This window comes from Pseudomonas sp. SORT22 (assembly GCF_018417635.1).
In the GTDB taxonomy this organism is placed as follows: domain Bacteria; phylum Pseudomonadota; class Gammaproteobacteria; order Pseudomonadales; family Pseudomonadaceae; genus Aquipseudomonas.
Genome location: NZ_CP071007.1, coordinates 2,702,085 through 2,728,828, shown reverse-complemented (window position 1 = coordinate 2,728,828; position 26,744 = coordinate 2,702,085). Strand labels below are relative to the sequence as shown.

Annotated in this window: 19 protein-coding genes; 8 read left to right on the top strand and 11 right to left on the bottom strand. The window is 63.0% G+C overall.

The window, feature by feature from the left end:
• Positions 1–102 precede the first annotated feature (102 nt).
• The 3 genes from JYG36_RS12615 to JYG36_RS12605 are packed head-to-tail and all read left to right on the top strand — an operon-like array spanning position 103 to position 2,755.
• A complete protein-coding gene (locus JYG36_RS12615; protein ID WP_045198067.1) occupies positions 103–1,287 on the top strand; it encodes an acetyl-CoA C-acyltransferase family protein in 1,185 nt (394 codons plus the stop codon).
• A 14-nt stretch (positions 1,288–1,301) separates the two neighbouring features.
• Positions 1,302–2,150: a 3-hydroxybutyryl-CoA dehydrogenase gene (locus JYG36_RS12610; protein ID WP_045198065.1), complete on the top strand. Its 849-nt coding sequence runs from the start codon at positions 1,302–1,304 to the stop codon at positions 2,148–2,150.
• 11 nt (positions 2,151–2,161) lie between these two features.
• Complete coding sequence (locus JYG36_RS12605; protein ID WP_093381917.1) at positions 2,162–2,755, top strand: TetR/AcrR family transcriptional regulator; 594 nt, start codon at positions 2,162–2,164, stop codon at positions 2,753–2,755.
• A 1-nt stretch (position 2,756) separates the two neighbouring features.
• Here JYG36_RS12605 and JYG36_RS12600 read toward each other — a convergent pair whose 3' ends face one another.
• From JYG36_RS12600 to JYG36_RS12570, 7 genes are all read right to left on the bottom strand, one after another.
• Positions 2,757–3,404, bottom strand: coding sequence for a DUF2931 family protein (locus JYG36_RS12600; RefSeq protein ID WP_213604213.1), 648 nt, complete (start codon positions 3,402–3,404; stop codon positions 2,757–2,759).
• The gene (locus JYG36_RS12595) at positions 3,397–5,157 is read right to left on the bottom strand and encodes a type VI secretion system family protein (RefSeq protein WP_213604211.1); all 1,761 of its coding nucleotides are present in this window, start codon (positions 5,155–5,157) and stop codon (positions 3,397–3,399) included. The genes JYG36_RS12600 and JYG36_RS12595 overlap by 8 nt, the downstream gene beginning before the upstream one ends.
• Before the next feature lie 106 nt (positions 5,158–5,263).
• Positions 5,264–5,641 carry a response regulator gene (locus tag JYG36_RS12590; protein WP_093381910.1) on the bottom strand — a complete coding sequence of 126 codons (378 nt, stop codon included), beginning with the start codon at positions 5,639–5,641 and terminating at the stop codon, positions 5,264–5,266.
• Between the two features lie 53 nt (positions 5,642–5,694).
• Positions 5,695–6,921 (bottom strand): hybrid sensor histidine kinase/response regulator, encoded by a 1,227-nt coding sequence (locus JYG36_RS12585; protein ID WP_045198057.1) that lies wholly within the window; start codon positions 6,919–6,921, stop codon positions 5,695–5,697.
• On the bottom strand, positions 6,915–7,490 hold the full coding sequence (locus JYG36_RS12580; RefSeq protein WP_195884329.1) for a chemotaxis protein CheB: 576 nt from the start codon (positions 7,488–7,490) through the stop codon (positions 6,915–6,917). Before JYG36_RS12580 ends, JYG36_RS12585 begins: the two co-directional genes overlap by 7 nt.
• Positions 7,487–8,308 (bottom strand): CheR family methyltransferase, encoded by an 822-nt coding sequence (locus JYG36_RS12575; protein ID WP_045198052.1) that lies wholly within the window; start codon positions 8,306–8,308, stop codon positions 7,487–7,489. Before JYG36_RS12575 ends, JYG36_RS12580 begins: the two co-directional genes overlap by 4 nt.
• A complete protein-coding gene (locus JYG36_RS12570) occupies positions 8,305–11,796 on the bottom strand; it encodes a response regulator (RefSeq protein ID WP_213604209.1) in 3,492 nt (1,163 codons plus the stop codon). Before JYG36_RS12570 ends, JYG36_RS12575 begins: the two co-directional genes overlap by 4 nt.
• Positions 11,797–12,092: 296 nt before the next feature.
• On the opposite strand from JYG36_RS12570, the gene JYG36_RS12565 reads away from it, so the two are divergent.
• Both JYG36_RS12565 and JYG36_RS12560 read left to right on the top strand, forming a co-directional pair.
• Positions 12,093–12,455: a response regulator gene (locus JYG36_RS12565; RefSeq protein WP_093381907.1), complete on the top strand. Its 363-nt coding sequence runs from the start codon at positions 12,093–12,095 to the stop codon at positions 12,453–12,455.
• 64 nt (positions 12,456–12,519) lie between these two features.
• Positions 12,520–13,839, top strand: coding sequence for a glycosyltransferase (locus JYG36_RS12560; RefSeq protein WP_213604207.1), 1,320 nt, complete (start codon positions 12,520–12,522; stop codon positions 13,837–13,839).
• Here the strand turns inward: JYG36_RS12560 and cobF are convergent.
• Together cobF and JYG36_RS12550 are read right to left on the bottom strand one after the other, a co-directional pair.
• A complete protein-coding gene (cobF, locus tag JYG36_RS12555) occupies positions 13,805–14,554 on the bottom strand; it encodes a precorrin-6A synthase (deacetylating) (RefSeq protein ID WP_045198042.1) in 750 nt (249 codons plus the stop codon). The two genes, JYG36_RS12560 and cobF, sit on opposite strands and share 35 nt — an antisense overlap.
• Positions 14,555–14,626: 72 nt before the next feature.
• Entirely contained in the window at positions 14,627–15,916 is a 1,290-nt protein-coding gene (locus JYG36_RS12550) for an OprD family porin (RefSeq protein WP_093381901.1), read from the bottom strand.
• Between the two features lie 364 nt (positions 15,917–16,280).
• Here JYG36_RS12550 and JYG36_RS12545 point away from each other — a divergent pair, with 364 nt between their 5' ends.
• The 3 genes from JYG36_RS12545 (at position 16,281) to JYG36_RS12535 (ending at position 17,899) form a co-directional block, all read left to right on the top strand.
• The gene (locus tag JYG36_RS12545; protein ID WP_093381900.1) at positions 16,281–16,640 is read left to right on the top strand and encodes a histone-like nucleoid-structuring protein, MvaT/MvaU family; all 360 of its coding nucleotides are present in this window, start codon (positions 16,281–16,283) and stop codon (positions 16,638–16,640) included.
• Positions 16,641–16,856: 216 nt separating this feature from the next.
• Positions 16,857–17,378 (top strand): lactoylglutathione lyase, encoded by a 522-nt coding sequence (gloA, locus tag JYG36_RS12540; RefSeq protein ID WP_123566119.1) that lies wholly within the window; start codon positions 16,857–16,859, stop codon positions 17,376–17,378.
• A 272-nt stretch (positions 17,379–17,650) separates the two neighbouring features.
• On the top strand, positions 17,651–17,899 hold the full coding sequence (locus JYG36_RS12535) for a hypothetical protein (RefSeq protein WP_093381898.1): 249 nt from the start codon (positions 17,651–17,653) through the stop codon (positions 17,897–17,899).
• Positions 17,900–17,906: 7 nt separating this feature from the next.
• Here the strand turns inward: JYG36_RS12535 and JYG36_RS12530 are convergent, their stop codons facing one another.
• Both JYG36_RS12530 and JYG36_RS12525 read right to left on the bottom strand, forming a co-directional pair.
• Entirely contained in the window at positions 17,907–22,436 is a 4,530-nt protein-coding gene (locus tag JYG36_RS12530; RefSeq protein WP_213604205.1) for an NEL-type E3 ubiquitin ligase domain-containing protein, read from the bottom strand.
• Positions 22,433–26,689 (bottom strand): NEL-type E3 ubiquitin ligase domain-containing protein, encoded by a 4,257-nt coding sequence (locus tag JYG36_RS12525; RefSeq protein ID WP_213604203.1) that lies wholly within the window; start codon positions 26,687–26,689, stop codon positions 22,433–22,435. Before JYG36_RS12525 ends, JYG36_RS12530 begins: the two co-directional genes overlap by 4 nt.
• Positions 26,690–26,744: the final 55 nt, after the last annotated feature.

Here is a 26,744-nt window from a genome sequence, read left to right as displayed (position 1 = left end):
CAGGCTTTGCCTAGACTCGAAGCCAACCTGAAGGTGGCTGCGGGCAGCATTCTGGCAGACGCCGGGCCTGCCCCGCCACGCTTTCGCACACTGGAGTCGATCATGAATACCCCGGACATCTATGTAGTCAGCGCTGTACGCTCGGCCATCGGCAGCTTCGGCGGCGCCCTCAAGGACCTGCCCCTGGCGGACCTGGCCAGCAGCGTGACCCGTGCCGCCATCGAACGTGCAGGCGTTGCCCCCGAGCAGATCGGCCATGTGGTCATGGGCAACGTGATTCCGACCGAGGCGCGCGACGCCTACCTTGCGCGGGTAGCGGCCATGAACGCCGGCATTCCCAAGGAAACCCCGGCGTTCAACGTCAACCGCCTGTGTGGCTCGGGCCTGCAGGCCATTGTCTCGGCGGCGCAAAGCCTGCTGCTGGGCGACGCTGAAGCAGTGGTCGCCGCTGGCGCCGAATCCATGAGCCGCGGCCCTTACCTGCTCCCGCAAGCCCGCTGGGGCGCACGCATGGGTGACCTGCAGGGCATCGACTATATGCTCGGCATCCTTCACGACCCGTTCGCCGGCTTTCATATGGGTATCACCGCGGAAAACGTCGCCGAACGCAATGGCATCACCCGCCAGATGCAGGACGAACTGGCCCTGACCAGCCAGCGCCGCGCCGCCCGCGCCATCGCCGAGGGCCGCTTCGCCAGCCAGATCGTGCCGATCGAGATCCCCAGCCGCAAAGGCCCGGTGCGTTTCGAGGTGGATGAACATGTGCGCGGCGAAGTCACCGCAGAGCAACTGGCCGGCATGAAGGCGGTGTTCAAGAAGGACGGTACGGTCACCGCCGGTAATGCCAGCGGCCTGAACGACGGCGCCGGCGCCCTGGTGCTGGCCACAGGTGACTTCGTCAAGCGCCACAACCTGCAGCCGCTGGCACGCCTGGTGGCCTACGCACACGCCGGCGTCGAACCTGAGCTGATGGGCCTGGGCCCGGTACCGGCGACTCGCAAGGTGCTCGACAAGGCCGGCCTGAGCGTTGCCGACCTCGACGTGATCGAATCCAACGAAGCCTTTGCCGCCCAGGCCTGCGCGGTTGCCGGTGAACTGGGCTTCGACCCGGAAAAGGTCAACCCCAACGGCTCGGGCATCTCCCTCGGCCATCCGGTCGGCGCCACCGGGGCGATCATCGCCACCAAGGCCATTCATGAACTGCAGCGCATCCAGGGCCGCTACGCCTTGGCAACCATGTGCATCGGCGGCGGCCAGGGTATCGCCATCGTCTTCGAACGCGTCTGAGCAAGGATTTAAAAGTGAGTATTCAGAACATTGCAGTAATTGGCGCCGGCACCATGGGCAATGGCATCGCCCAGGTCTGTGCGGTTGCCGGTTACCAGGTCACCTTGATCGACGTTTCCGACGCCGCCCTGGAGCGCGGCCTGGCCACCCTGCGCAAGAACCTCGAGCGCCAGGTCAGCAAGCAGACCCTGGCCGCGGAAGATGCCGAAGCCGCCGTGGCACGCATCCGCACCAGCACCGACTACGCGCAACTGCAACAGGCCGAACTGGTGATCGAGGCGGCCACCGAGAACCTCGAGCTCAAGCTACGCATCCTCAAGCAGATCGCCGCCAGCGTCAGCGAGCAGTGCGTGATCGCCACCAACACCTCGTCGCTGTCGATCACCCAGTTGGGCGCGGCGGTCAGCCAGCCGGAGCGCTTTGTTGGCGTGCACTTCTTCAACCCGGTGCCGATGATGGCCCTGGTCGAGATCATCCGCGGCCTGCAAACCAGTGACGCCACTTACGCCAAGGCCCTGGCCCTGACCGAAAAGGTCGGCAAGACCCCGATCAGCGCCGGCAATCGCCCGGGCTTTGTGGTCAACCGCATCCTGGTGCCGATGATCAACGAGGCGATCTTCGTGCTCCAGGAAGGTCTGGCCAGCGCCGAAGACATCGACACCGGCATGCGCCTTGGCTGCAACCAGCCGATCGGCCCGCTGGCCCTGGCCGACCTGATCGGCCTCGACACCCTGCTGGCGATCATCGAAGCCTTCCACGAAGGCTACAACGACAGCAAGTACCGCCCTGCGCCGCTGCTCAAGGAAATGGTTGCCGCCGGCTACCTGGGGCGTAAAAGCGGTCGCGGCTTTTTCACCTACTAGGGAGCCCTGCCATGGACGCCGCTTTGCGTTGTGCGAACTTTGAAGAGCGGCGTGACAAGGCCCTGGAGCTGTTCGCCGAGAAGGGTTTCGGCCAGGTCAGCATGCGCGAACTGGCCGCCCACCTGGGCCTGACTGCAGGCTCCTTGTACCACCACTTCCCGAGCAAGCAGCACTTGCTGTTCGACCTCATCGAGGAGTTGTTCGAGGAGCTGCTGGCCACCCTTAACCCGGGGCGGCGCAGCCAGCAACAGACCCTCGGCGAGGTGATTGCCGCGCACTGGAGCCTGCATACCGAGCGGCCGCTGCAGTTTCGCCTGGCCGAGCGTGACCTGTGCTGTTTGAGTGTCGAGCAGCAAGCGCGCATCGGCCAACTGCGTCAACAGTATGAAAGCGCCCTGCTGCGCCTGCTGGCGCCCAAGGCAACTCTGCACGGCAAGGCACTGCAAGCCACCGCCCATGTCATCGCCAACCTGCTCAACAGCCTGCCCGGCTGGCTGCAAGCCTCGCAACTGCCCCAGGCCCAGGGCCTGGCGCTGATGGAAAGCATGCTGCTGGGCGGAATCGAGCGGACCCTGCGCGGTGAAAGCCTGAACTCGATGGCCTGACTTACCAGGCGCCATAGGGGATACCGTGGGCGTCGATGTAGGCTTGGGATTTGGGTTCCAGGGGTAGGTAGCCAACGCTGGAGCGCCCCAGGTCCGGTCCCAGTGGCACTATGCGACCGACCGTTCGAATCACCTTGATGCGCTCAAGGCAAACTCCACGCAGCCAGGTTTGGGCGACACCGCCAGGGGCCAGGCCGATGGTCACGTATGTACGGTAGTTATCGATGACTCGATCATTCAAACGACAATAGGCGCGCTCAGGTTTCAACATGCTGTGGCGCGTTGCCTCAGGAATCTCAATGACTACTTCGTAGGTCTGTGCTTCGGCCAATGATTGCCAGCGAACATAAATCAACTTGGGCAGATCACTGCCCGATACATATTTTCCCGACCCCACTCCCGTGCGCGTTGACCAACCATCCTCAGGCTTGAATGTAAAATCCATTCTGGCGTTCCCGCCCATGACTCGTCTGAACCCGCGGTCCTTGATGTCCAGCACATCGGCAGTCTCAATCCACACGGCCATGTGGGTAGGCGCCACAAAACCCAAATACCATGGGCCAGCAGGCAGCCGAATACTGTCTTGACCTGCACACCCTGCAAGCAGCAAAGCAGTGAGCAGCAGCACGACTCGCCAGGTACTACTCATTGGGTAATACCGTGCGTTGACCGTTTGCATTCGGCCTATGGATAAACACCACTTCTGTGCTGTCGCGTACTAGATAACCCAGGGGGTTCCAATGGCTGGACAGATGAATGTATCGAGTACGCAATAATGTCTCTTCATCAGGGGTGAGCCCAGTACTGGCCCGATCGCCTAGCGCATAAGCGGTCAGTTTCGCTGCAATCCCCTGAAGCTCATCGGGCAAGTCCGGTTGATCACCAATTTCATGGAACGGCACACCACTTCGTATGCCAAGTTCGCGCATAATGCGCAAATAGACCCACGATAAATCGGCAAACACATCGCGCTCACATCGAATAAAGGCAAATACACGCTTGTACGGGTGTGCGTCTCGATTGGGAATAAAGGGCAGGTCCACCGACCATGTAACTATGTTCATTTGCAACTTCAGGCGTTCCCACTTCGAGCGATTGCGCAAGTAATCTTCCTGTACTTTTAGATAGGACTGGCTCCGTTCGTTGGCCAGGCTACGTAGCTCGACACTGCTACGCGGCCTGGACAGCAAGACTTTTTCTCGCATACGTGGCAGGTAACCTCCACCGACATCAGAGTGCGCACCAGGCACCTCGATATCATTATCGGTTCGGGTCAGAGGGAAATTTTTGCGCCACTCATCCCTTGCCACCAGTTGTACGACCTTATGGGCAACACCTGCCTTGAGGCCCATTTCCACACCAGAGTAGTTAGCGTTCGCCGGACTGAAGTTACCGCGAAGAACCGCAACAATCGCTGCAACAGAATCAAACAGGCCAATAAACTGAATGCTCAAATGACTTTTTGAGTTCCAGTCGAAGTCATCAGAAAGTTTGACGCGCACCGGCCAGCGTGCAGCCAGACCGCCGCGCTTGCCCCTGTGAAGACTGTTAGCAAAGTGCCTCGCCGCGGCAGCGCCTCGACTGAAGCCAAACAGGTCAAATTGCAGTTCGGATACTTTTGCCTGAGGATTTTCATCAAACCAAATGTTGACCTGATTCAAGACCTCGGCGTGTGCCTGTTCTGCCCGAGCAATCACCCCTGTCCCGTATCGACCGGTTGCCTGAGAAAGAGCGGAATCCTTGCCCCCGCTCGTAGTGCCGACCCCTTCGATATAGACCTTGAGCACCACCTGGCGCCTGCCCTGCTGTTCATCACCCCACACCCGATCCTGATACAACTCATACAACCGCGCGACATTGGTCATGTCATTGCCGTAGCTGTCATCCGGCACACTCCCCTGGCCGTCATAGCCATACCTGGCGCAATGGCGACGCACTTCCTCGGCCTCCTCTGCCAGCTCTACATCGCGGGCAAAACACTGGGCGACGGTGGCGCTGTTGGCGAGGTTGTTACCCGTGCCATCAAAGAACACGCCAATACGCAGGGTGACGCCATTGTCTGCCTCGACCTCTTCCTCCTCTTCTTCGAGGGCAATAGCGGGCGGTAGCGATCGCCCGGTGGTGGTCAGGCCCATGCGTGCGCGCCGCTGGCTGGCAATCAGCGCGTGGCTGCCATAAGGGCAGGCGCAACGCACCAGGTGACCTTCGCCGGCCACCGCCTGGCCGCTTACCCGGTAGGCCGGGTTGCCCTGGGCAATTTCGCCGGTACGCTGGCAGCGAGGGCAATACACCGGGTCGCCCATGCGGGCGATGGGCCGACCGCCAAGCGGATGCTTTGCGCAACCATTGCGTACTTCACCACCGGTGCTGGTGGCGTCTCCCTGGCGAACGATAAAGCGCATGCGCCGACTCCCTGTGGCGACTCACAAGGATGCTATCGGACGCTTTTTACTCGGCGGGGAATATCAGCCAGCCATGCTGGATGGCGTGGGAAGAGTCAGCAGGCTCCTAGCGCAATTGCTCCTGAATCTGCTCGCGCAAGCTGTTCAGGTCGAACGGCTTGGCCAGGATCGGCGCCTTGAAGGCGATCGGGCTGCCTGATTCGCGGATTTCCGCGGGGTAGCCACTGATGAAGATCACCTTCAGGTCCGGGCGCATCTTCACCGCAGGTTCGGCGATCTGCACCCCGGTGATTCCTCCCGGCAAACGAAAATCGGTGACGATCAGGTCCAGGTGCGGCTTGCTCGCGAGAATCTTGAAAGCTTGCTCACCGTTCTCCGCCACCAGCACGTGGTAACCCTCGCCCTTGAGGTAGTCCTCGAGAATCATGCGAATCACTGGCTCGTCTTCGACCACCAGTACTACGTCTTGCGCATCTTCACTCATGCCAATGCCTTGTTCGATAAAATATTCAGCTGTTTGGCTATACGACCCCGGCCTCAGGCAGAGGTTGCCTGGTGCCGGTCATTTTCCCGCAGCGATTGCGGCAGCGGCAGACGCACGGTAAAGGTCGCGCCCGCACCCTCAATGCTGTGCACGCTGATGCTGCCGCCATGGGCCAGCACAATCTGCTCGGAGATATACAGGCCAAGGCCCAGGCCGGCGCTGCTCTGGCTGGAGGCAACCCGCTCGAACTGCTGGAAAATCCGCTGCTGGTTGTGCTCGCTGATGCCGATGCCGTGGTCGCGCACTTCGACGCAGGCCATGCCGCCTTCCTCGAAGGTGCGCACCTGCACCGGGCTTTTCGCCCCATAGCGCAGGGCGTTGGTCAGCAGATTGGCGACCACCTGCTCGATGCGAAACTCGTCCCATACGCCGGCCAGCGGCACGCCGGCGTTGAACTCGATATGCGACTCGGCAGCTGCGGCCTGGGCCTGGAAGTTCTCGATCAAGCCGCCGACCAGTTGCCCGAGGTCGAACTGGCTTGGGCGGATCGACAGCTTGCCGGTGCGGATCCGCGACACGTCGAGCATGTCTTCGATCAAGCGGATCAGGCTGTTGATCTGCCGCTCGTCGCGCTCGACCATGGCGCGCATCTTGTCCAGGGTAAAGGCATCGGCGTTGTCCTTGGCCAGGTGCAGCTTGCGCAACTGGGTTTCCAGAATCAGGCCGTTGAGCGGCGTGCGCACCTCATGGGAAACGATCGACATGAAGTCATCGCGCATGCGCACCGCGTGCTCAAGCTCCCGGCGGGTCACCTGCAACTGGGCCAACAGCAGTTCCTGCTCTTCGCGGCTGCGCTCCAGGGCTTCCAGTTGCTGGCCGAGGGCCTTGCGCTGGCGGAACAGGTCGACAAACACCGCCACCTTGCTTTTCACCGCCAGGCTGTCCAGCGGCTTGTGCAGGAAGTCCACCGCGCCGCTTTCATAACCTTTGAAGGCATAGTTCATTTCGCGCCCGGCGGCGCTGACGAAGACGATGGGGATGTTCTTGGTCTTCTCGGTGCCGCGCATCAGTTCGGCCAGCTCGAAGCCGTTCATGCCGGGCATCTGCACGTCAAGAATGGCCAGGGCGAATTCGTGCTCGAGCAGCAGCGCCAGCGCCTGGTCGGCGGACTGGGCCTGGTGCACCTCGCGGTCTTCGCCTTTGATCAACGCCTCCAGGGCCAGGAGGTTCTCCGGCAGGTCGTCGACGATCAGCAGTTTTGCTTGTATGTGCCTTAGCATTCTGGGGCTTCCAGGCTGGCGAGCAGTTGCCCGATGCCATTCAAAGGGAGTATGTAGTCGGGCCGATGCAGGGCCAGCGCCGCACGCGGCATGGTCGACACTTGCGCTTCAAGCGGGTCCTGGACAATGGTCCGACCGCCTTGGCGCTTAATGCAGGCAAGGCCGCGGGCACCGTCCTCGTTGGCACCGGTCAGCAGCACGCCAAGCAGGCTCGCGCCGTAGGCATCGGCGGCCGACTCGAAAAGGAAATCGATTGAAGGCCGGGAAAAATGCACGCGCTCTTCCTGGCTCAACGACAGGCTGTGGTCACGCTCCACCGACAGGTGATAACCGGGCCCGGCCACATAAATGGTGCCGGGGGCGATGTCTTCCTTGTCGCGCGCTTCGCGCACCGGGCGCTTGAGCCTGCGGGCAAGGACCTCGGCCAGGTGGCTGCGCCGGTCATCCGGCAAGTGCAGCACGCACAGCAGCGGAATGCGAAACGCCGGCGGCAAAGCATGAAACACCGTGAGCAAGGCACTGACGCCGCCCGCCGAAGCGCCCAGGGTAATCGCCTGAACGCCGTTCATGATTTGCGGTAGATCCGTTCGGGCTTGACCAGCGCCTCGAACTTGTCGGCATAGGCCGAAAAGTCCAGGGTTTCCTTGCTGCCCAGCACCAGGAAGCCGCGATGGCACAATGACTCGTGAAACAGGCCAAACGCGCGGTCCTGCAGGGTCTTGTTAAAGTAGATCAGTACGTTGCGGCAGGAGATCAACTGGGTTTCGGAGAACACGCTGTCGGTGGCCAGACTGTGGTCGGCGAAGGTCACGTTGTCGCGCAGGCTGCTGTCGACGATGGCGTTGCCATAGGCCGAGGTGTAGTAGTCGCTGAGCTCACCGCGCCCGCCGGCCTTGCGGTAGTTGTCACCGTACAGGCGCATGTTGTGCATGCTGTAGATGCCCTGCTTGGCCTTCTCCAGGGAGCTGGGGTTGATGTCGGTGGCATAGATGATGGTGCGCTCCAGCAAGCCTTCTTCACGCAGCAGGATGGCCATCGAATAGACCTCCTCGCCGGTGCTGCAACCGGCGATCCAGATCTTGATCGACGGCCAGGTACGCAGCAGCGGCACCACTTCCTGGCGCACTGCAAGGAAGTGCTCGGGGTCGCGGAACATCTCGCTGACCGGGATGGTCAGGAACTGCAGCAACTGCATGAACATGCCCGGGTCGTGCAGCACCCGCTCCTGCAGGGCCGAGACGGTCTTGCAGTCGAACTGGCGCAATGCGTGCTGGATCCGGCGCTTGATCGAGGCGCCGGAGTAATCGCGAAAGTCATAGCTATACTTGAGGTAGATCGCCTCGATCAGCAGCCGTATTTCAATGTCGGTGTTGCGTTCGATACTCAAATTCGCTCCAGTTGCGGCAGCCAGACACGGATCAGCGAGAACAACCGGTCAAGGTCGATGGGCTTGGCCAGGTAGTCATTGGCCCCAGCCTGCAGGCAACGCTCCTGGTCATCCTTCATCGCCTTGGCGGTGACGGCGATGATCGGCAGTTTGCGCCAGCGCGGGTCCTTGCGGATCAGGCGGGTGGCTTCGTAGCCGTCCATCTCCGGCATCATCACGTCCATCAGCACCAGGTCGATGTCCTCGTGCTGCTCCAGGCGCTCGATGGCTTCGCGGCCATTGCGCCCGATCTCGACAATCGCGCCCTTGTGTTCCAGGGCACTGGTCAGGGCAAAGATATTGCGCACATCGTCATCCACCAGCAGCAGCTTGCGGCCCTCGAAGACCTTGTCGCGGCTGCGCGCGGTCTTGAGCATGCGCTGTCTTTCATGGGACAGCTTGGATTCGACTTTGTGCAGAAAAAGCGTCACTTCATCGAGCAGGCGCTCGGGCGAGCGCGCGCCCTTGATGATGATCGAGCGCGAGTACTTGAGCAGGTCGGCTTCTTCTTCGCGGGTCAGGTTGCGCCCGGTGTAGACGATCACCGGCGGGAACGCGCGGATGTCGTCGTCGGACATGCGCTTGAGCAGCTCATTGCCGAGCATGTCCGGCAGCTTGAGGTCGATGATCATGCAGTCGTAGATATTCTCGCGCAGCAGGTCCAGGGCCTGCTGGGCCATGCCCACCGCGGTGATCTCGATGTCTTCGTCGCCGATCAGGCGGGCAATGCTTTCGCGCTGCAGGTCATCGTCCTCGACCAGCAGGATGTGCTTGAGCTTCTGGGTCAGCTTGGCTTCCAGGCGCGCGAACACCTGTTTGAGCTCTTCGCGGGTGGCAGGTTTGACCGCGTAGCCGATGGCGCCCATGTGCAGCGCCGCCTCGACCCGGTCCTCGACCGAGATCACATGCACCGGAATGTGCCGGGTGCTGGCCTGCTCTTTAAGGCGCTGCAGCACGGTGAGACCGGAATGGTCCGGCAGGCGCATGTCCAGCAACACCGCATCGGGAATGAAGCTCGCCGCCAGTTCAAAGCCCTCGTCGGCAGCCTGGGCCACCAGGCAGCTGTAGCCCAGTTCGTGGGCCAGGTCGAAGAGGATACGGGCGAAATTCGGCTCGTCTTCGATCACCAGGATCAAGCGGTTGCTGAACGGCGCCTTGTCGCGGTCGTCGGCAAAGCTCGGCGCCGGGCGTGCTAGCGGCGCAGGCGCAACGGGTGCCGGCAACGGCGCGCTGACCAGGCGCGCTGGCTGATGAACGATCTGCACCGGGCTCTGGTCGACAATCGGCTCGTAGCGCTCCGGCAGGACCAGGCTGAACACACTGCCCTGGCCCAGGCTGCTGTCGACACTGATCTGCCCGCCCAGCAACTGCGCCAGGTCACGCGAGATCGACAGGCCCAGGCCGGTGCCGCCATACCGGCGGTTGGTGGTGCCATCGGCCTGGTGGAAGGCTTCGAAGATGCTCTGCTGCTGGTCGGCGGCGATGCCGATGCCGCTGTCGCGCACCGAGAAGACAATGCCGGCGCCGGGCTGCCAGCCGATAGTGAGGCTGACTTCGCCGCGTTCGGTGAACTTCACCGCGTTGGACAACAGGTTCTTGAGGATCTGCTCCAGGCGCTGGCGATCGGTGTACAGGGTCGCCGGCACCTGCGGCTCGACCGACACTGTGAAGCTCAGCTGCTTCTCGCTGGCCAGCGGCTCGAACAAGTTGCGCAGGCCTTCGCTCAGGCGCGCCACGTGGGTGGTTTCCGGGCGCACTTCAAGCTTGCCGGCCTCGACCTTGGCAATGTCGAGAATATCGTTGATCAGGTTGAGCAGGTCGTTGCCCGCCGAGTAGATCGACTCGGCAAACTTGACCTGCTCGCCGGTGAGGTTCTCTTCGCCGTTCTCGGCCAGCAGCTTGGCCAGGATCAGCGAGCTGTTGAGCGGCGTGCGCAGCTCGTGGGACATGTTGGCGAGGAACTCGGACTTGTACTTGCTCGAGCGCTGCAGCTCTTCGGCGCGCTCCTGCAGCTCGACCTGGGCCTGGTTCAGTTCGCCGTTCTTGCGGTCCAGCACGTCGCGCTGCTCGGCCAGGGCTTCGGTGCGCTCGGCCAGTTGCTCGTTGGTCTGCTCAAGCTCGGCCTGCTGGGTTTCCAGGTGCGCCTGGGACTCCTTGAGCACCCGCGATTGCTCTTCGAGCTCTTCGTTGGCGGTTTTCAGCTCTTCCTGCTGCACCTGCAGCTCTTCGTTGAGCTGCTGGGTTTCGGCCAGCACTTCCTGCAGGCGCTGGCGGTAGCGGGCGCTCTCGATCGAAGTGCCCATGTTGCCGGCCACCAGCTCGAGGAATTCGATGTCGCGTTCATCCAGGCTGCGCAAGAAGCCCAGTTCGACCACGCCGTTGATCTGCCCGTCGTTGCTGGTCGGCATCACCAGCACGCTGCGCGGCAAGCCCTGGCCCAGGCCGCTGCTGACCTTGAAGTAGTCAGCCGGCAACTCGTCCAGGCGCAACAGGCGCTCCTGCATCACCGCCTGGGCCAGAATGCCTTCGTGGCTGCCGACCAGCTGCTCTTGCCCGGCCTGCTCGGCCGACATACCGTAAGTGGCCACCCGGCGCAGGCCGCCGTGCTCGTCACGGGCGTACATGGCGCCGACAGCACTGCCCAGGTAACCGGCAAAAAAACGCAGGATGTTGTTGCCGAGCATCGGCAGGGTCAGTTGCCCGAGCACCTGGCTGGCCAGCTCGGTCTGCCCGGTACGCAGCCAGGCCTGGCGTTCCAGGCGCTGGTTGGCCCGTTGCTGCGACTCAAGGCTGCTGGCGTAGCTGCCCGACAGCGCCAGCAGGTCGCGGCGCCCCAGGTAGGCCAGCAGGCCACTGAGCAGGATGACAAACACCAGGTATGCCGAAATCGACACGATGGTGGTGGTATTCACCGTGTCGTTGCGGGCCACCCGCAGTTGATGCTCCATGGCAATGAACGCGTCGAACTCCTTGCGGATCTCGTCGGTCAGGCGCTTGCCCCGTCCGGAGCCGACGGCCTCGCGGAAATTACCGTTGTCGCGGCGCAGGCTGATCATGTTTGCGGCGAAGGTGTTCCACTCATCCTGCAGGCCCAGCAGGCGCTGCAGGCGGTCAACCTGCTGCGGGTTGTCGGCCACCAGTTGTTCCAGGCCCTTGATGCCGGCAATCACCTGCGGCTTGGCCACCTCATAGGGGTCGAGAAAGCGCTCCTCGCCGGTGATCAGGAAGCCGCGCATGCCGGTTTCCATGTCGATCGACAGTTTCACCGTCTCGTTGGCGTTGTTGATCACCCGGTCGGTGTGCTCGACCCATTGAATGGCCGACAGCAGGTAGCTGATGATCGTCACGAACACCACCGCACTGAGCAGCCCTACCCCCAGGGGCAGGCCGATGTTGCGGGTCAGCAGCTTGCGAAAGCTGCGCTGATCGATTGAGGCTGGTTGAATCATCTCAAGACGCCCAAGCTAAGGAAGCAAACGAAAGAGTGTGGCGGAATTTTCGAGTAATCGTTCTATTTTCCGCGGGAACGGCCATTCTGCCAGCCCTTCCTACTCCGAGTCTAAACGCCTTTGGCCATTCTGGCAGGGCATTTAGCCAGCATTTGAGAGGTGTCGCGCGCAAACGTTCCCTGCTTTTTCAATGACCGCTATGCTGTTCATTCGGGAGGCTTTTTTCAGCGCAGAGGGAACTTCAGGGCGTGCCCGGCTTACAGATAATGAACAGACTTTTGTACAGGAATACCGCCATGCCGCAGACATCCCCGCCCCTGCTCGTCGTTGAAGATGACGATATCGTGCGCATGCTGACGGTCGAGGTGCTTGAAGAGCTGGGCTATCAGGTGCTGGAAGCGGCTGATGCGCACACGGCGCTGGTGGTTTTGCAAAACACGCAACAATCCCTGGCCTTGATGCTCACCGATGTCGGCCTGCCGGACATGAACGGCAAGGACCTGGCCGTCAAAGCCCGGGAACTGCGGCCGGAGCTGCCGGTGCTGTTTGCCAGCGGCTATGGCGACGTTGACATACCGCTCGGCATGCACCAGATAACCAAGCCGTTCAGCATCGACCAGTTGCGTGACAAGGTGCAGGGTATTCTCCAGGCCATTTAGTGCACCTACCGGCCCGCCCGGAATCTGCTTTAATACGCACTTTTTGCCAAGGTCCCCGATGCCCATGCCCGCCCCTGCCCTCAACGTCCTGGTCATCGGTTACGTGTGGCCCGAACCGCGCTCTTCGGCCGCCGGCTCGCACATGATGCAGATCCTTGAAAGCTTCGTGCAGCGCGATTGGCGCGTCACCTTCAGCAGCCCCGCAGCCATCGGTGAGCACAAGGCCGACCTGGCGAGCCTGGGCATCGGCGAACAGGCCATTGCCCTCAACGACAGCAGCTTTGACGCGTTTGTCAGCGAACTGGCCCCGGACGTGGTGCTGTTCGACCGCTTCATGATGGAAGAGCAGTTCGGCTGGCGCGTCGAAAAACATTGCCCCAACGCCCTGCGCGTGCTGGAAACCTCCGACCTGCAAAGCCTGCGCGATGCCCGCCAGCAACTGCTGCGCCGGCGCCTGATCGAAGGGCTGGACCCGAATGACTTTCGCGCGCTGTTCAACACCTCCGGCCCCGACCTCTATCGGCAGATGGCCAGCGCCGACCTGACCCTGCGCGAACTCGCCGCCATTTACCGCAGCGACCTGAGCCTGATGATTTCCGATGTCGAGATCGACCTGCTGATCAACGGCTTCGGCGTGCCCGAGCACTTGCTGCACTGGTGCCCGCTGATGCTCGACGCCCCCAGCGAGCCGTTCAAGCCATTTGCCGAGCGCGCGCATTTTCTCAGCATCGGCAACTTTCGCCATGCGCCTAACTGGGACGCGGTGCTGTGGATGAAGAACAGCCTGTGGCCGATGATCCGCCGGCGCCTGCCACAGGCGCAGCTGCACATCTACGGCGCCTACACCCCGCCCAAGGCCACGGCGCTGCACAAACCCGCCGAGGGTTTTCACATCATGAACTGGGCTGAAGACGCCCTGGAGGTGATGAGCAACGCGCGCATTTGCCTGGCGCCGCTGCGCTTTGGCGCCGGGATCAAGGGCAAGCTCACCGACGCCATGCAGTGCGGTACCCCCAGCGTCACCACTCCCATCGGCGCCGAAGCCATGCACGGCGCCCTGCCCTGGCCCGGGGCAATCGCCGAAACCGCCGAAGGCCTGGCCGAAGCCGCCGCCGCCCTGTACAGCGATGAAGCACGCTGGAACCGCGCCCAGCAGGACGCGCTGCGCTTGCTCGGCGCACGCTACGACCGGCGCCAGCACGCCAGCGCCCTGGTCGAGCGTATCGAGTACGCCCTGGCCGACCTCGACCAGCACCGGCTGTTCAACTTCACCGGCGCCATGCTCCGACACCACCAGCACAAGAGTACCCAGTACATGTCGCAGTGGATCGAGGCCAAGAACCGCCTGGCTACAGCGGCCGACGCAGCAGATAAGTGTCCATGATCCAGCCCTTGCGCGCCCGTGCCTGTTCACGGGCGGCGAGGATCTGCGCCTTGACCTCCAGTAGCGGCCCGGCGATCAGGACCTGATCGGCGCTACCCAGGTAAGCGCCCCAGTAGATATGCAACTGCGGATCGTCCAGCGCGGCAAAGGCGCACTGGCCGTCGAGCATCACCACCAGGTTGTCGATGCACGGCTGTTCAGCCAGGCGCCGGCCAGGCAGCACGGTCAGCGGCTCGCCGATACGGTTCAAGGGAATACGGTGAGCGGCGGCCAGGGCCTGGACGCTGCTGATGCCGGGGATCACTTCCAGCGCCAAAGCCACGCCACGGGCCTGGACCAGGTCGAGAATACGCAGGGTACTGTCGTACAGGGTCGGCTCGCCCCAGAGCAGGAAAGCGCCACATTCGCCGTCAGCCAGTTCGTTTTCGATCAGGTTGGCGTACAACGCCGCACGCTGCTGGTGCCAGTCCTCGACGGCGCCAACGTAATCGCTGGCAGCGCCATCGCGCAGGGGGTCTTCGACCTGCACCAGGCGATAGCCGGGCTTATCGATGTAACACTCGAGAATGTGCTTGCGCAGTTGCAGCAATTCGTCCTTGACCGCACCCTTGTCGAGCACGAAGAACACCTGGGCCCGGTTCAGCCCGTCGATGGCTTGCAGGGTGATCTGGCGCGGATTGCCCGGCCCGATACCAATCAACAGCAGTTGTTTCATTGCGCGTCGCTTCCATGATTCGGCCAGCCTTCATAGTCGGCTGGCCGAAGCACAATGGCAACGTACTGCGCTTTAGAAAATCGAGAAGTTGTAGCTGACGATCACCCGGGTTTCGTCCATGTCGCGGGCATACTTCTCATAGTTGCTGCGGTAGGTGGAGTTACGCAGGCGCACGCTGACATCCTTGAAGGTGCCGCTCTGGACCTGGTACTTGAGTTCGCTGTCGCGCTCCCACTCCTTGCCCTCGGCCAGGCTGCCCGGAACCTTGATATGGTCGCCGTTGATGTAGCGGGTAAAGAAGCTCAGGCCCGGTACACCCATGGCCTTGAAGTCGTAGTCGTAGCGCAGCTGCCAGGAACGCTCCTGGGCCGCCGCGAAGTCGTTGACCTGGGCGTAGTTGACCAGGTACGGGTTGCTGCCATCCAGGTACGGCATGGCGTTCTCGCCATACATGCGCTGCCAGCCGGCGCTGACCTTGTGACCACCAAGGCTGTAGCCGAGCATACCGCTGAAGGCGCGGTGATCGATGTCACCGGCGCGGGCACGGCCAATGTCATCGCTTTTTATCAGGCGCAGGTCGGCCGACAGGCTGCCGACGCTCAGCGGCTGGCTGGCCACCAGGCCGAAAAAGTGCTGGCGGTAGATGTTTTCAAGTTTGCCTACCTGGTATTGCGCACTGAGGCGGTCATTGAACTTGTAGTCGATCCCGGCCATGTCGAAATGATCGGCCGTGGTACCACAGGCGTAGCGCTTGTTCTTGCAGTGAACGCGAATGTCCTCGCGGTCGGTCGAGTCCCGCGCGGTGTACTTGTCCAGGCGCGCCACGGTGAACTTCAGGTCCTTGAATTCTTCGGAACTCAGCATCGCGCCCTGGAACATCGTCGGCAACAGGCGGCCGTCGTTGTACTTGAGCAGCGGCATGTCCGGCATCATCGAACCGACCTTGAGCACAGTCTGCGAATAACGCATCTTGCCGGCTACGCCCATCTTCGCGTACTGGTCTACCGAACCACGCGGATCATGTCCGCTGGAGGGCAACAGACCACTGTTGCTATCGGCCGGACTGGAGTCGAGTTTGAAGCCGAGCATGCCGATGGCATCTACACCAAATCCTACAGTGCCTTCGGTATAACCAGACTGCACATTGAGAATAAAGCCCTGGGCCCACTCTTCGCGTTTCGACGCGCCCTGGTCGGAACTGGTATGACCATCGCGAAAGTCACGATTGAAGTAGACGTTGCGTGCTTCGACTTTGGCGCTGCTGTCTTGAAGAAAACCAGCGGCCTGTGTCGAGACAGCAGCAAACATCGCGAGCAGGCCGACAAGGCTGCGCCCGGGCGCGAGAGGGTATGGGGCAAACATGAGAAGCGAAATCCGAAAGAAAGGCAAAAAACAACCGGCGCCGATCCCGGCGCCGACAATGCTCCCAGCGTCGATGGCAGTCGACGGTGACCGATCATGATCTCGCAACCGCTCTATTCCGGGCCATTGGACCATGGTCTAAGGCCGCTGGCGGAATATTGACTAGTTCTTTGGTCAAGGTCTGGTGGCAATTAAGAAAGTTCCATAACACACAATATAAAAGTTTAATGTTTACCCACTGCGCGACGACTACTACACTCTTTATTAGTGCGATGTTGTGCCCAACCCGGTGGCGGCTGCGTTATACAGAATGTTGCTATCTACACGCATGCCGGGCCACTGCAGACTTAAAGGAGTGATGACAGTGTCCAGACTTGCAGAGTTCCGCGCCGCCGAAAAGGCCCTTCAGGAACAAATGGCGCAATTGGAGGCGCTGAAAAAGGACGCCGGCCTGAAGCGTGAAATCGAGTTCGAGAAGAAACTTGTCGACCTGATGAAACACTACGACAAGGGCCTGCGCGATATTGTCGCGATCCTCGACCCGAAGGCTACCCACAAAGCCCCGCCCAGCGCACCTAAACAACGCCGTGCGCGGGTGGTAAAGGTTTATGAAAACCCGCACACCGGCGAGTTGATCGAAACCAAGGGTGGCAACCACCGCGGCCTCAAGGCCTGGAAGGAGCAGTACGGGGCCAAGACTGTCGACAGCTGGTTGCGCAGGTGAAAAAACCCTTCACACTTTTTTCACATCGACTGGCTCAGGATGAAGACTGCTAACGGACTAGCGCCCCATACGCCCGCTTCGGCGGGCTTCTAATTCTTGCGCCCCGCCCCACAAAGGCGGGGCGCAAATCGTTTGCGCAATCGCTTCAGTTCCGTATCATGACGCCCTGACTGTTTTGCTGGCAGCGCTGTTGCCAGCCTCAAATGCGGAGAGCCCATGAGCCTGAACCATCTCGACACCCTCCCTGGTGTCACCGCGCAACCGGATGCCGCGACCCACAAATTCGTTTTCAACCACACCATGCTGCGGGTCAAGGACGTTGCCAAGTCCCTGGACTTCTACACCCGCGTGCTGGGCTTCAGCCTGGTCGAGAAGCGCGACTTCCCCGAGGCCGAGTTCAGCCTGTACTTCCTCGCCCTGGTCGACAAGGCGCAGATCCCGGCCGATGCTGCCAAGCGCACCGAGTGGATGAAATCGATCCCGGGCATTCTCGAACTGACCCACAACCACGGCACTGAAAACGACGCCGGGTTTGCCTACCACAACGGCAACACCGACCCGCGTGGCTTCGGTCATATCTGCATCTCGGTGCCGGACATCCGCGCCGCCTGCGAGCGTTTCGAGCAACTGGGCGTCACCTTCCAGAAGCGCCTGAGCGACGGCCGCATGAAGCACCTGGCATTTATCAAGGACCCGGATGACTACTGGGTCGAGATCATCCAGCCGACCGAGTTCTGATCCTTCTCGCCGGTTCCCACGGTGTGCGCCAGAGCTGTGGGAGCCGGGCTTGCCGGCGATCGAGCGCGCAGCGCTCGCAGCCAACTATTACACCTGCAAATCACGTATTACGGTCTAGCTTCCGAGGATCACGCCCCATCAACGGATTGCTGCCGGCGTTTCGCTGAAGCTGACGTTCGTCGGCCCGGATCCAACCGCGCCGCTGCTGTGGTATACCCGAAAAAGCACCCTGACTGAGGCGCTTTCGATACCACAGCAGCGAGGTAAGGACGATGAGAACCCTTCAATGCGAGCATCGCAACCACACCATCACCGCCAGCGTCGAAACCCACCCCGGCATCCCCACGCCCTATAACGCCGGCTGCCTGATCACCGATCCCGAAGGCCACACCAGCCGGCGCTTGTCATTGCCGGTGAAGATGGCCTACCTGGCCGACCTGGAAAACGCCCAGCATGCGGCGCTGGCCCACGGCAAGTGGCTGGTCGATCAGCAACTGGACAGGCGCCAGCAGCTGTTCTGAGGCCCCTTCACGGTTCGGCCGCCTGGACCACGAAGGCGGCCCACGCCTCCTCGGTCAAACGCAACGCCAGGTTCGCTTCGGCGTGCTCGCGGGCACTGGCCAATGCCCGCATGCGCTGAAGATAATCGTCATCGCGCAGCTCGCCCTGGCTGTCCATGATCGCCTCCAGCTGGTTGCGATAAGGCAGGTCAAGGGCTTCGAACTGCGCCTTGTGTTGCGCCTTGAGGTAGTCGAGCCAGAAGTCCCGGCTACCGATGAAGCGCTGCAACGCCTGCGTCTGTTCAAGGCCCTCGATGCGCTGGCGGGCGCTGGCGATCTCGCCCTCATCCAGCGGCGCCAGGGCCGGGAACAACATGCTCTGTGGCTTGCTCGGCAAGTCCAGCGCCTCGCCCAGGGCAATGCGGTAGGCCAGGTTCAGCTCGACGACATCGACAACTGCCACCGCGTTTGTTGGCGCCTGCGCCTGCTCGGCAACCAGCAGGTCTAGTTGCTCCTGGCGAAACAGCCGCCGACCCAGGCTCAATAGCCGCTGTGCCAGAGGCTGGTCGGTCGCCAGGTGCGAGGCGATGTACACCGACGCGCGGATTTCCAGGGTGGCAAAATTGAGGGTGACGCTGTCACCGCAGGTGATTGGTGAGGCCGCAAGCTCGAACAGCGACTCGCGCAGTTCGGGCGCTTTGCTGGCGGCATCGAGCAAAGCCCATACTCGCCCCCCCAGGTCAGCAGGCGTGCGCTGAAACTCGGCAGTCGCGCTGAGGTCGGCCAGCAGCTGGAACAAACCTGTCGCCTGCGGCTCGTCGGCCAATGCCTGCCAGGTAGTCAGCGCCTGGGCGCTGTCGCCGGCCGGCGCCGCTTGCAGCCACAGGCGCCGCGCCTTGCTCACTGGCGACTGATGACTACGGCGGCTGGCCAGGCGAATACCGGTGCGCTGCTGGTACTGCTCAAGCTGTTCAAAGGTTGCCTGCGACAGCGGGTTGTCATGCAGCGCCAGCCCGCGGTTGATCCAGCCCGGGGCGTCAAGCACCGCTTGCGGCAGGCTGTCGATCTGGTTGTTGCGCAGGTCCAGGCGGTAGCCGTGATAGCGGTTCAACAGCCCGTGCGGCCAGGCTTGCAGCCCGGTGTTGCGCAGTTGCACCTCCTCCAGGCGCGACAAACGTTCAAGGTCCAGCAAGGGCCCCACAGGATTGTCATTGAGGTTGAGGATGCGCAGTTGCGACAGCCCGGCCAGTTGCCGGGCCGCCTGCTGGTCGAGTTCGATGTGATTACCCGGCGCCAACAAGCGCGTCAGCGCCGGCATAGCACTCAGGGCGTCGGGCAAACGGGTCAGGGCGTTGTTGCCCAGGTTCAGCTCGCGCAAGCGCTTGAAGGGCAGCAGGAAAGCCGCCGAAGCGTCGCCCAGGCCCATGTTGTGCAACTGTAGATCGACCACATGGTCAAAATCGACCTCGGCCGGCCAGCCAGGCAAGTCGCCGGTGTACAGCCCTTCAAGGCTCAGGCTGTAACCGATGACGCTGCGGTTGGACCAACGTTTGGGCGACAGCTTGCGCCAGGCACGGCGGATCAGCAGCGCCGCCTGCTGACGGCTGCGGCGCAGGGCCTGGCCCACTTCATCGGCGGCTACTGACTGGCTCCAGGCCCGCAAGGTGCCGTCGAGCAACTGGTATTCACGCTGATAGGCTTTGATGCGCGCCGCGACGTCGACACCATTGCGCAGCAGTGCGTCGACAAAGGCATCGGCGTCGGTATCCGAGAGCCCCGGGTACAGCTGGCGGATATCCCGCACCTGGGCCGCGCGGCGCCCACCGAACAGGCCGCGACCACTCAAGGGATAGCCGATACGCCCATCGGCCAAGCGCTGTGGCGGATTGAACCAGGGGCGTTGCCTGGGCGTCGGTTGCAGCCACTGCCCAACCTTGCCGCGGTGCAGGTGCAACAGCTCGCCAAGGCGGCTGCGCAGCGGCGTGTCCAGCGCCGCCTGTTCCGAGGCAGACAGCGCGTTGCTCAAGGCACTGAACAGATCAGGGTAAAACTCGCCCGTGTGCTCCCCAGCCTGGCGATACAGCTGGTATCCCGACTCCAGCCTGACGATCTGTACGCGACGGCTGCCGGTCGCTGGCGCGGCCGGGCCGAGTCTGGGCCCTGACAGGCTGCCTTCGAACACCTCGATAGCCAACGCCTGCGGCCAGCCGGGCAGTTGCCCAAGCAGGGCCAGGATCAACCTGTCGCTGTCGCGGCTGCGCACCGATTGCAGGTACAGCCCTTCGACGGCGCGGCTGATCCGTACATCGTGCAACGGCGCCCGTATGCGGTTGGCCATCGCCAGAGGCACCCGCCATTGCTCCACCAGGCGTCCTAGTTCAGCGTCACTGGCCGCCTCGAGCAGATCACCGACGAGGCTGCTGGGCAGCTCGGGAAAATCCACCTGGACCACGGACCCGGCGATGCCCGCCAGGCGCGTACGCAGGCCATAGCAATGGCTGAACAGCGCCTGGCGCAGCATCCTTGCGTGCCGGGCCAGCACCCCGAGCGCAGGGCTGGTGGTAGTGTCAGCGGGCAGGCGCGACACCAGGTAGTCACGCATCTGCGCCTCTGTGGTGTCCAGCGGTGCCCCAGCCGCAAGTTGCTCGATAAAGCGCTCGATGTCCTGATCCAGACGCCAGCGCAACAGGCAGTCGCGCAGCAGGCCTGGAGCCGCCAGGTTGTCCAGGTGCAAGCGGCGTAACTGCCCGCCATCAAGGCCGCTTATGGTCAGAATCTGTTCTTGCGCAGGCTCCGCCAGCGTTGCCAGCTCAGGTAGCAGGCGCTTGAGCATGAACCGCGTGTCTTGCCACTGCAGCGGGTTCTCCCCGCTATGGCGCCACCCTCCCCGAGCGTTGCCCTGCAGGACCGGCGAATAGCGTTCGCCCCCCTCGGAATGGACGATGCGCCATTGCCCCAGAGCGCTGTCGTGCTGCACTGCGTAAACCCGGTCGTCCAGGGTGAGATAAGGGCCCGGGTCGCCGCCAATGACCCCTTGGGCATCAGCCGTACCCGGTTCGATCCGGGCCTGGTAACCCGCCAGGTCGGGCTTCCACAAACGCGCCTGGCCTTGCCGGTTACTGACCGGTACCAGCGCCTCGATGAAGGCTGCGTGGCGCAGCGCCTTGCTCACCAGGTGCACGCCGGCGCCAGCGGCCGCAAACAACGCCAGGTTCTCGACCACGTCGGTCAGGTGTTCGAGCGCCTTGTCGCTGTCGCCCTGAAGCCAGTCCTCAAAGCCTTCGAACAACTGCGAGGCCAATTGCGCAGCAGCCACGCCGAGCACTGCCGCGCCCAGTACCGGCACAAACAAACCGGCAACATTGAGAAACAACAGGCCGGCGTTCTCGTAGGCATGCAGGCGTTCCACCCGCTGTTTTTCATCTTCGTCATCGGTAGGCACGGCCAGGGTGCGCGCATCGTTGCGGATCTTCGCCAACTGTTGGCTGGCAAGGGTACTGAACAACGGCCCGGCGAAGGCCGACAAGCCCATGCTTATTGCCAGCGGCGCGCCCGGCGCAGCGCGCTGGCGTTGTTCACCCAGGCTCGCGGCAAATGCCAGTTGCTCGGCCTGGGGCACGAAGCGCGTGAACCAGCGCGCGTAGCCGGGCGATTTCAAGCGCCCCCCCAGCTCACCCAGCATATCCTCCCGGGCACTGAACTGAACCAACGGACGTTGTGGGTCACCGGGGATGTACAATAGCCAGTTCAGTTGACCAAGGCGCACCACGCCCGGCGATGTATCGAAGGCCGACTCCGGCAGTAGCTCGAAGACCACCATGCCATTGAGCCTCACCCCACCCAACCGCACCTGCAGGGGGCGGATGACCGGATCATCGCCTGGCTGCAGAAAATCTGCATGAATATGCTGCAGGAGTGCCGTGAAGCCGTACTCATCGAGCGCGCCACTGAGTACCGCGAGCAACGCGGCGACTTCCAGGTCGTGGTAGTGGCTGCGCCGCAGCATTTGCGTGAACTCGTCCGTCAGCACCTGATCCAGATGCAGCTGGTAGCGGCCACCCAGGTCGAGTGTGCGGCACAAGCCGGCGAAGGATTCGGGGGTCAATTGCGCCAAGGTTGCCAGCGGTCGCACGAACTGCAGCCGGGCCTTGCCCGCAAGCCCGCCATTGGCCGCCTCGGCCGCGCTGAAGTTCTGTAGCGCCGCTTGTAACAGGCTGTGGCTGGAGACCACGGCGGTTGAACCCTGGCGCGGCAGCGACAGCAAGGTCGAGGTCCGGCTCAGGTGCCGGGTGTGGACCAGCTGGTTGTGCTCGACGTCAAGGTCCACGCCGGTCTGCCTGCGCAATTGTTGCCGCAGCAAGGTGCGGGCGAAACTATCGAGTGGTTGAATGTTCGACAGTACGCCAGCAACCCGGGTACGTTGCTGCTGGCTCAACTGCATTGCTCGGCTCAGGGCCAGCAGGCGCTCGGCCGGCGCCTGCAGCAGCCATTGAGGCAGGTAGTCATGGACCTGGCTGTCGTTCACTGGCACGTGCGCCTGCGGGCCTGGCATGTTCATAGCCCCTCCTCGCTCATGACGCCGGCGCTGGCCGCGGGGTGGAGCCCGAGGGCAAGGGTGGTCAACTGCAGGACCAGTTCGCCACGCGCCGCTTCCCGGGCTGCGCCGATGTCATTGCTGCGCTGCAGGTACTGCTGGTCGGTGAGTTCGGCGTGTATCGCCTGCAGCGATTCCAGTTGCTGGAAGAACGCCTGGTCGAGCGCATCGAACGCCGCCTGCTGATGCGCCTCGATAAACCTGACCCAGAATCCCCGTGCCGCCACCGATGCCGCCAGGCGTGGCGTGCGCTCGGCCATACGGACCTGGTCGCGCATGGTGTTCAAGGCATGCCGATCGACGCCGGCGACAAAGCGGTAAGCCATGCTCCGTGGCTGCCCGACCAGTTCCAGTTCGTCGGCAAGCCCGGTGCGAAAAGCCAGCAGGACTTCGATTTCGTCCGGGGCCATGCCCATCGCGCGACGCAGCTGGATTTCCTCGGCGCTCAGGCGGTCCACTTCATCCAGGCGAAACAGCGAACGGGCCAGGTTCAGCAACGGTTGCTGGCGACTGGCTCCGCTAAGGCCACGGGTCGCGGTGAGTTCATGGGCGCGCACCTCCAGGGCGCTGAAGTTCAGGGCGACGCTGTCCGAGCAGCTTCGCGGTGCGCCGGCCAGGGCGAACAGTTCGTTGCGCAAGCCGGTATCGTCATAACAACCCTCAAGCACCTCCCAGACACGGCGCGTGAGGTCCTGGCGCCGACGCCTGAAGTCGGCCGTCTCACGCAGGTCACCCAACAGGCGAAACAGGTCGGCGGAGCCTTCCTCCCCCTGCAGTGCCTGCCATTGCCGGGCGCGCTGCACGCGCACTTCGTCTTGCGATCCAGACAGCCACTCCTCCTGCAGGTTGTCGAAGCGCGCGTGACTGAAGCCGGCGACCGCCGGCAGCAACCCGGCGCGCTCGAACGCCAGCAAGCGTTCACGGCTCTCGGCGTTGAGCGGGTTGTCGTGGAAGTTGATGCGTTCGAGGATGCGCCGCGGCGCGTTGAACAGGCCCTCCTGCAACACCACAATGGGGTTCTCGCGCAGGTCGGCGCTCTCCAGCGCCGGGCGGCTGAGCAAGCCGGCCGGTACCGTGGTGATGGCGGTATTGCGCAGGCGCAACAAGCGCAAGCGCGACAACGCGGTCACATCCGGCGGGGACGCCAGCGGATTGTGATCCAGGTCGAGCACCTCCAGGCGGCCCAGCGATGCCAGCAGTCGATTGTCGGCCGGGGTCCAGGCAATCCGGTTGTGACTGAGGTTCAGCCAGGTCAGATGATTCAACCCGTCAATGCCTTCAGGCACTCGGGCGAGATCACCGTGCACCACATCCAGCCAGCGCAATGCACTAAAGCGCTGGAGAAAGCCTGGCGGCAACTCGGTGATCTGCAAGTCATTGAGGGTAATCTCCGCCACATGAGCGAAGCTGATGCTCTCTGGCAACTGCGGCAATGCACCTATCGGCTCGTGCTCGAGCAGCAGGCGATAGTCGGCGCCGCGATTGCGCACCCGCGCCGTCTGCCGGCGCCAGCAGCGACGCAAGCGCGCGGCGACCCGTTCGCGGGCAGCGCCGCGGATCGGGTCGGCCGCTTGCCAGCTGTAAAGGGTTTCGTTGAGGGTTGCCAGCTCCTGATGCAGCGCCTGCAAGCCGCTCCACAACTCGCGGCCAGACACCCGCAACTCGGTGAGGAACTCGCCAACCTCGGCGTCGCTGAACGTGGGGTACAACTCACGCACGGCGCGATTGACTGCCTGCCGCCCGCCCACCCCACGCCCGCTCAAGGGGTAACCAATGCGCCCGTCGGCCAGGCGCTGCGGCGGGTGAAACCACTGCCCCGGCTCGCTCAGGCCGATAATGCCAGCCACCTCCTCGCGTCGCGCACCGCTCAGGGCCGCCAGCGTAGCGCTGCTGGCCCGGCCCGGGCTCTGCAGGTGGACAGCTTCCAGGGCGCGGTTGATGCGTACTTCGCGCATCAGCAGGCGAGCCTCTTCCAGCATCGCCAAGGGCACTTTCGAGGTGTCCAGCAGGCTCTGCAGGTGATCGGCCCGGGCGTGGCTGCAGATCTCTTCAGCGACCACCAGCGGTAGCCCGGGAAAGTTGCGCTGGAGGATCTGCGCCCCGGCGCTCGGCTCCTGGCGCGAATGGGCATAGAGGAAGTCGAAGGCGTCGGCACGGCGTTGTTCAAGGTGCCTGGACAGGCGCGCGAGCAGTTGCTGGCGCTCGCTCAGGCCCTCGCCCGGGCTTGTCAGCAACGCCAGCTTGTCAGTCTCCTCCAGCGCCAGCAGAACCTGGTCCAGCCAGTCGCCACTGGCCGAAGGCACAGGGCTCAATTCGATGGTCCGCGGCGACGTCGGCGTTGCCTGGCCGAAGCGCTCCTCGCCCAGGGTCACCAGCAGTTGTTCAGGCCAGCCTTCCAGGGCGGTCAACGCCCGCAGCAGCACAGGCGCCGGCTGGCCGACGTTACCCACGCTCAGGCTACTGAGCGTTGAAGCAAGCTGATGATCGAGCCGAACTCGCTCAAGGGCATCGACCAACGTCGCCGGTGGCGCTTCACCGTGCACCTGCCACTGCCTGATCTGTGCTTGCTCGGTGCCGGTGATTGCCAGCACCCGCTGCAGTTGCGCGTCCGAGGCCTGCTGCCATTGCCCGCCGAAGCGCTTGAGCATTGCCTCACTGCCCTGCCAGTGCTGCGGGCTGTCCCAGGCCGGGCGCCAGCCCGTGGCACCGACCGTCTCCAGGCGATGGGCGAAGGCATTGTCCCGGTACGTCTGCAGGTCGGGGTTCCACAGGCGCTGACGCTGGTCAGCCAGTTCGACCGGCACCAGGCCATCGACAAAACCCGACCGCTGCAGCGCCTTGACCAGCACCTTGCCGCCCGCCAGCAGCAAGGCGTTGGCCGCCAGGTTTTCCGCCACCCCGAGCAAGTGGTTCATGGCGCCTTCACGGTCGCCCTGCTGCCAGTCTTCATAGCCGTGATAAACCTCGCCCAGCAGCTGCGCGACGGCAACCCCGAGCATCACTTCCCCGAGCCCGGGGACAAAAAAGGCTGCCAGGTTGGCCAGGGTCAGGCCAATCTCCTGGTACTCCTGCAGGCGCTGGCTGCGCTCTGTGCGGTCTTCATCATCGGTGGGCACTGCCAGTACCCGGGCGTCATCCTCGATTTTGGCGATGCGCGCAGCAGACAGCGTGGCCAGCAGTGGCCCGGCAAAGGCAAAGTGACGACCATCAAGCTCGATCGCCGAGCCCGTTGAGCCTTGCGTGAGCAGCCGCCTCAGGGTCGTCAAGAAGGCACCGCGATCACGCTCACTGACAAAGCGTTGAAAGAAGCGTGCATAGCCGGCCTGAGCAAAGCGTGCAGCGAGCGCCGAATAGGCCGCGTCCCACGAGGTGTATTGCTTGAGCGGCTTGAGCGGGTCATCGGGTATGTACAACACCACGCTCAACACATCAGAGTAACCGTTGGGTTCGAACAACTGCTCGCGCAACTCGAAAGCCACCACGCCGACCAGGCGCTTACCCAGCAGGTTGAGGTGATGGGCAAAGCTGCTCAGGGTGGCATTGGGCACCAGCGGCCTGAGCGCCAGGGTGCGCAACAGGCATTGGTGGCTGGCGTCATCGAGATCGCCCTTGATCCAGGCCTGATTGAGCGCCACGGCCAGACCACTGCGCCAGCTCTGTTCGAGGGTCTTGTTGACCTGCCGGGCGCCCTCGGCGGCCGGGCTGAACACCGATTTAATATGGGCCTGGTACTTGCCGCCCACATCCAGCTCCCGGCACAGGCGGGCGAAAGCCGCCACCGACAGCGGCTGGACCGTGCCGTGCTCGTCGATGATCGCGGTCTGTTGATCATGACTGCCTTCGACGGCTTCTTCAGCGGCAAAGTTGTGCAGCGCGGCATGCAACAGGCTCTGGTAAGTGGTCACCACGCGAAAAACCGGCGGCAGTGACGCTTGCGGCAGGCCGTCGAGAATGCGTCGCACCAGGCGCAAGCGCCAGGTGCGCACATTTACCCGCTGGGCAAAGCGCGCACTCAGCGCTGCGCTCAACAGTGGCGCGGCAAAATCTTCAGGAGACTGCAGCGAGTCCAGCAGTGCCTGCATCGGCACCTGGGCGCGCTGACTGTCGCCCATGCTCTGCTGCAAGGCTTGCACCGCGGCCAAAGGCGCATCCCGCAACCAGCCTGGCAGGCGTTGGGCGATAAAGCTGTCGATCGAGGCATCGTCGTGGTCGTTCATGCTGACTTCCTGGTGTTGGAAAAGTCAGCAGCAGACCCTGGCCAAGGTCTGCGCG

Bases quoted from the DNA above. Each gene is read 5' to 3' on its own strand.
- JYG36_RS12550 (WP_093381901.1), bottom strand. From the start codon at position 15,916: ATGTTTGCCCCATACCCTCTCGCGCCCGGGCGCAGCCTTGTCGGCCTG.
- gloA (WP_123566119.1), top strand. From the start codon at position 16,857: ATGAGCCTGAACCATCTCGACACCCTCCCTGGTGTCACCGCGCAACCG.
- JYG36_RS12535 (WP_093381898.1), top strand. From the start codon at position 17,651: ATGAGAACCCTTCAATGCGAGCATCGCAACCACACCATCACCGCCAGC.
- JYG36_RS12600 (WP_213604213.1), bottom strand. From the start codon at position 3,404: ATGAGTAGTACCTGGCGAGTCGTGCTGCTGCTCACTGCTTTGCTGCTT.
- cobF (WP_045198042.1), bottom strand. From the start codon at position 14,554: ATGAAACAACTGCTGTTGATTGGTATCGGGCCGGGCAATCCGCGCCAG.
- JYG36_RS12595 (WP_213604211.1), bottom strand. From the start codon at position 5,157: ATGCGCTTTATCGTTCGCCAGGGAGACGCCACCAGCACCGGTGGTGAA.
- JYG36_RS12525 (WP_213604203.1), bottom strand. From the start codon at position 26,689: ATGAACGACCACGACGATGCCTCGATCGACAGCTTTATCGCCCAACGC.
- JYG36_RS12615 (WP_045198067.1), top strand. From the start codon at position 103: ATGAATACCCCGGACATCTATGTAGTCAGCGCTGTACGCTCGGCCATC.
- JYG36_RS12560 (WP_213604207.1), top strand. From the start codon at position 12,520: ATGCCCGCCCCTGCCCTCAACGTCCTGGTCATCGGTTACGTGTGGCCC.
- JYG36_RS12570 (WP_213604209.1), bottom strand. From the start codon at position 11,796: ATGATTCAACCAGCCTCAATCGATCAGCGCAGCTTTCGCAAGCTGCTG.
- JYG36_RS12580 (WP_195884329.1), bottom strand. From the start codon at position 7,490: ATGAACGGCGTTCAGGCGATTACCCTGGGCGCTTCGGCGGGCGGCGTC.
- JYG36_RS12565 (WP_093381907.1), top strand. From the start codon at position 12,093: ATGCCGCAGACATCCCCGCCCCTGCTCGTCGTTGAAGATGACGATATC.
- JYG36_RS12590 (WP_093381910.1), bottom strand. From the start codon at position 5,641: ATGAGTGAAGATGCGCAAGACGTAGTACTGGTGGTCGAAGACGAGCCA.
- JYG36_RS12585 (WP_045198057.1), bottom strand. From the start codon at position 6,921: ATGCTAAGGCACATACAAGCAAAACTGCTGATCGTCGACGACCTGCCG.
- JYG36_RS12605 (WP_093381917.1), top strand. From the start codon at position 2,162: ATGGACGCCGCTTTGCGTTGTGCGAACTTTGAAGAGCGGCGTGACAAG.
- JYG36_RS12530 (WP_213604205.1), bottom strand. From the start codon at position 22,436: ATGAACATGCCAGGCCCGCAGGCGCACGTGCCAGTGAACGACAGCCAG.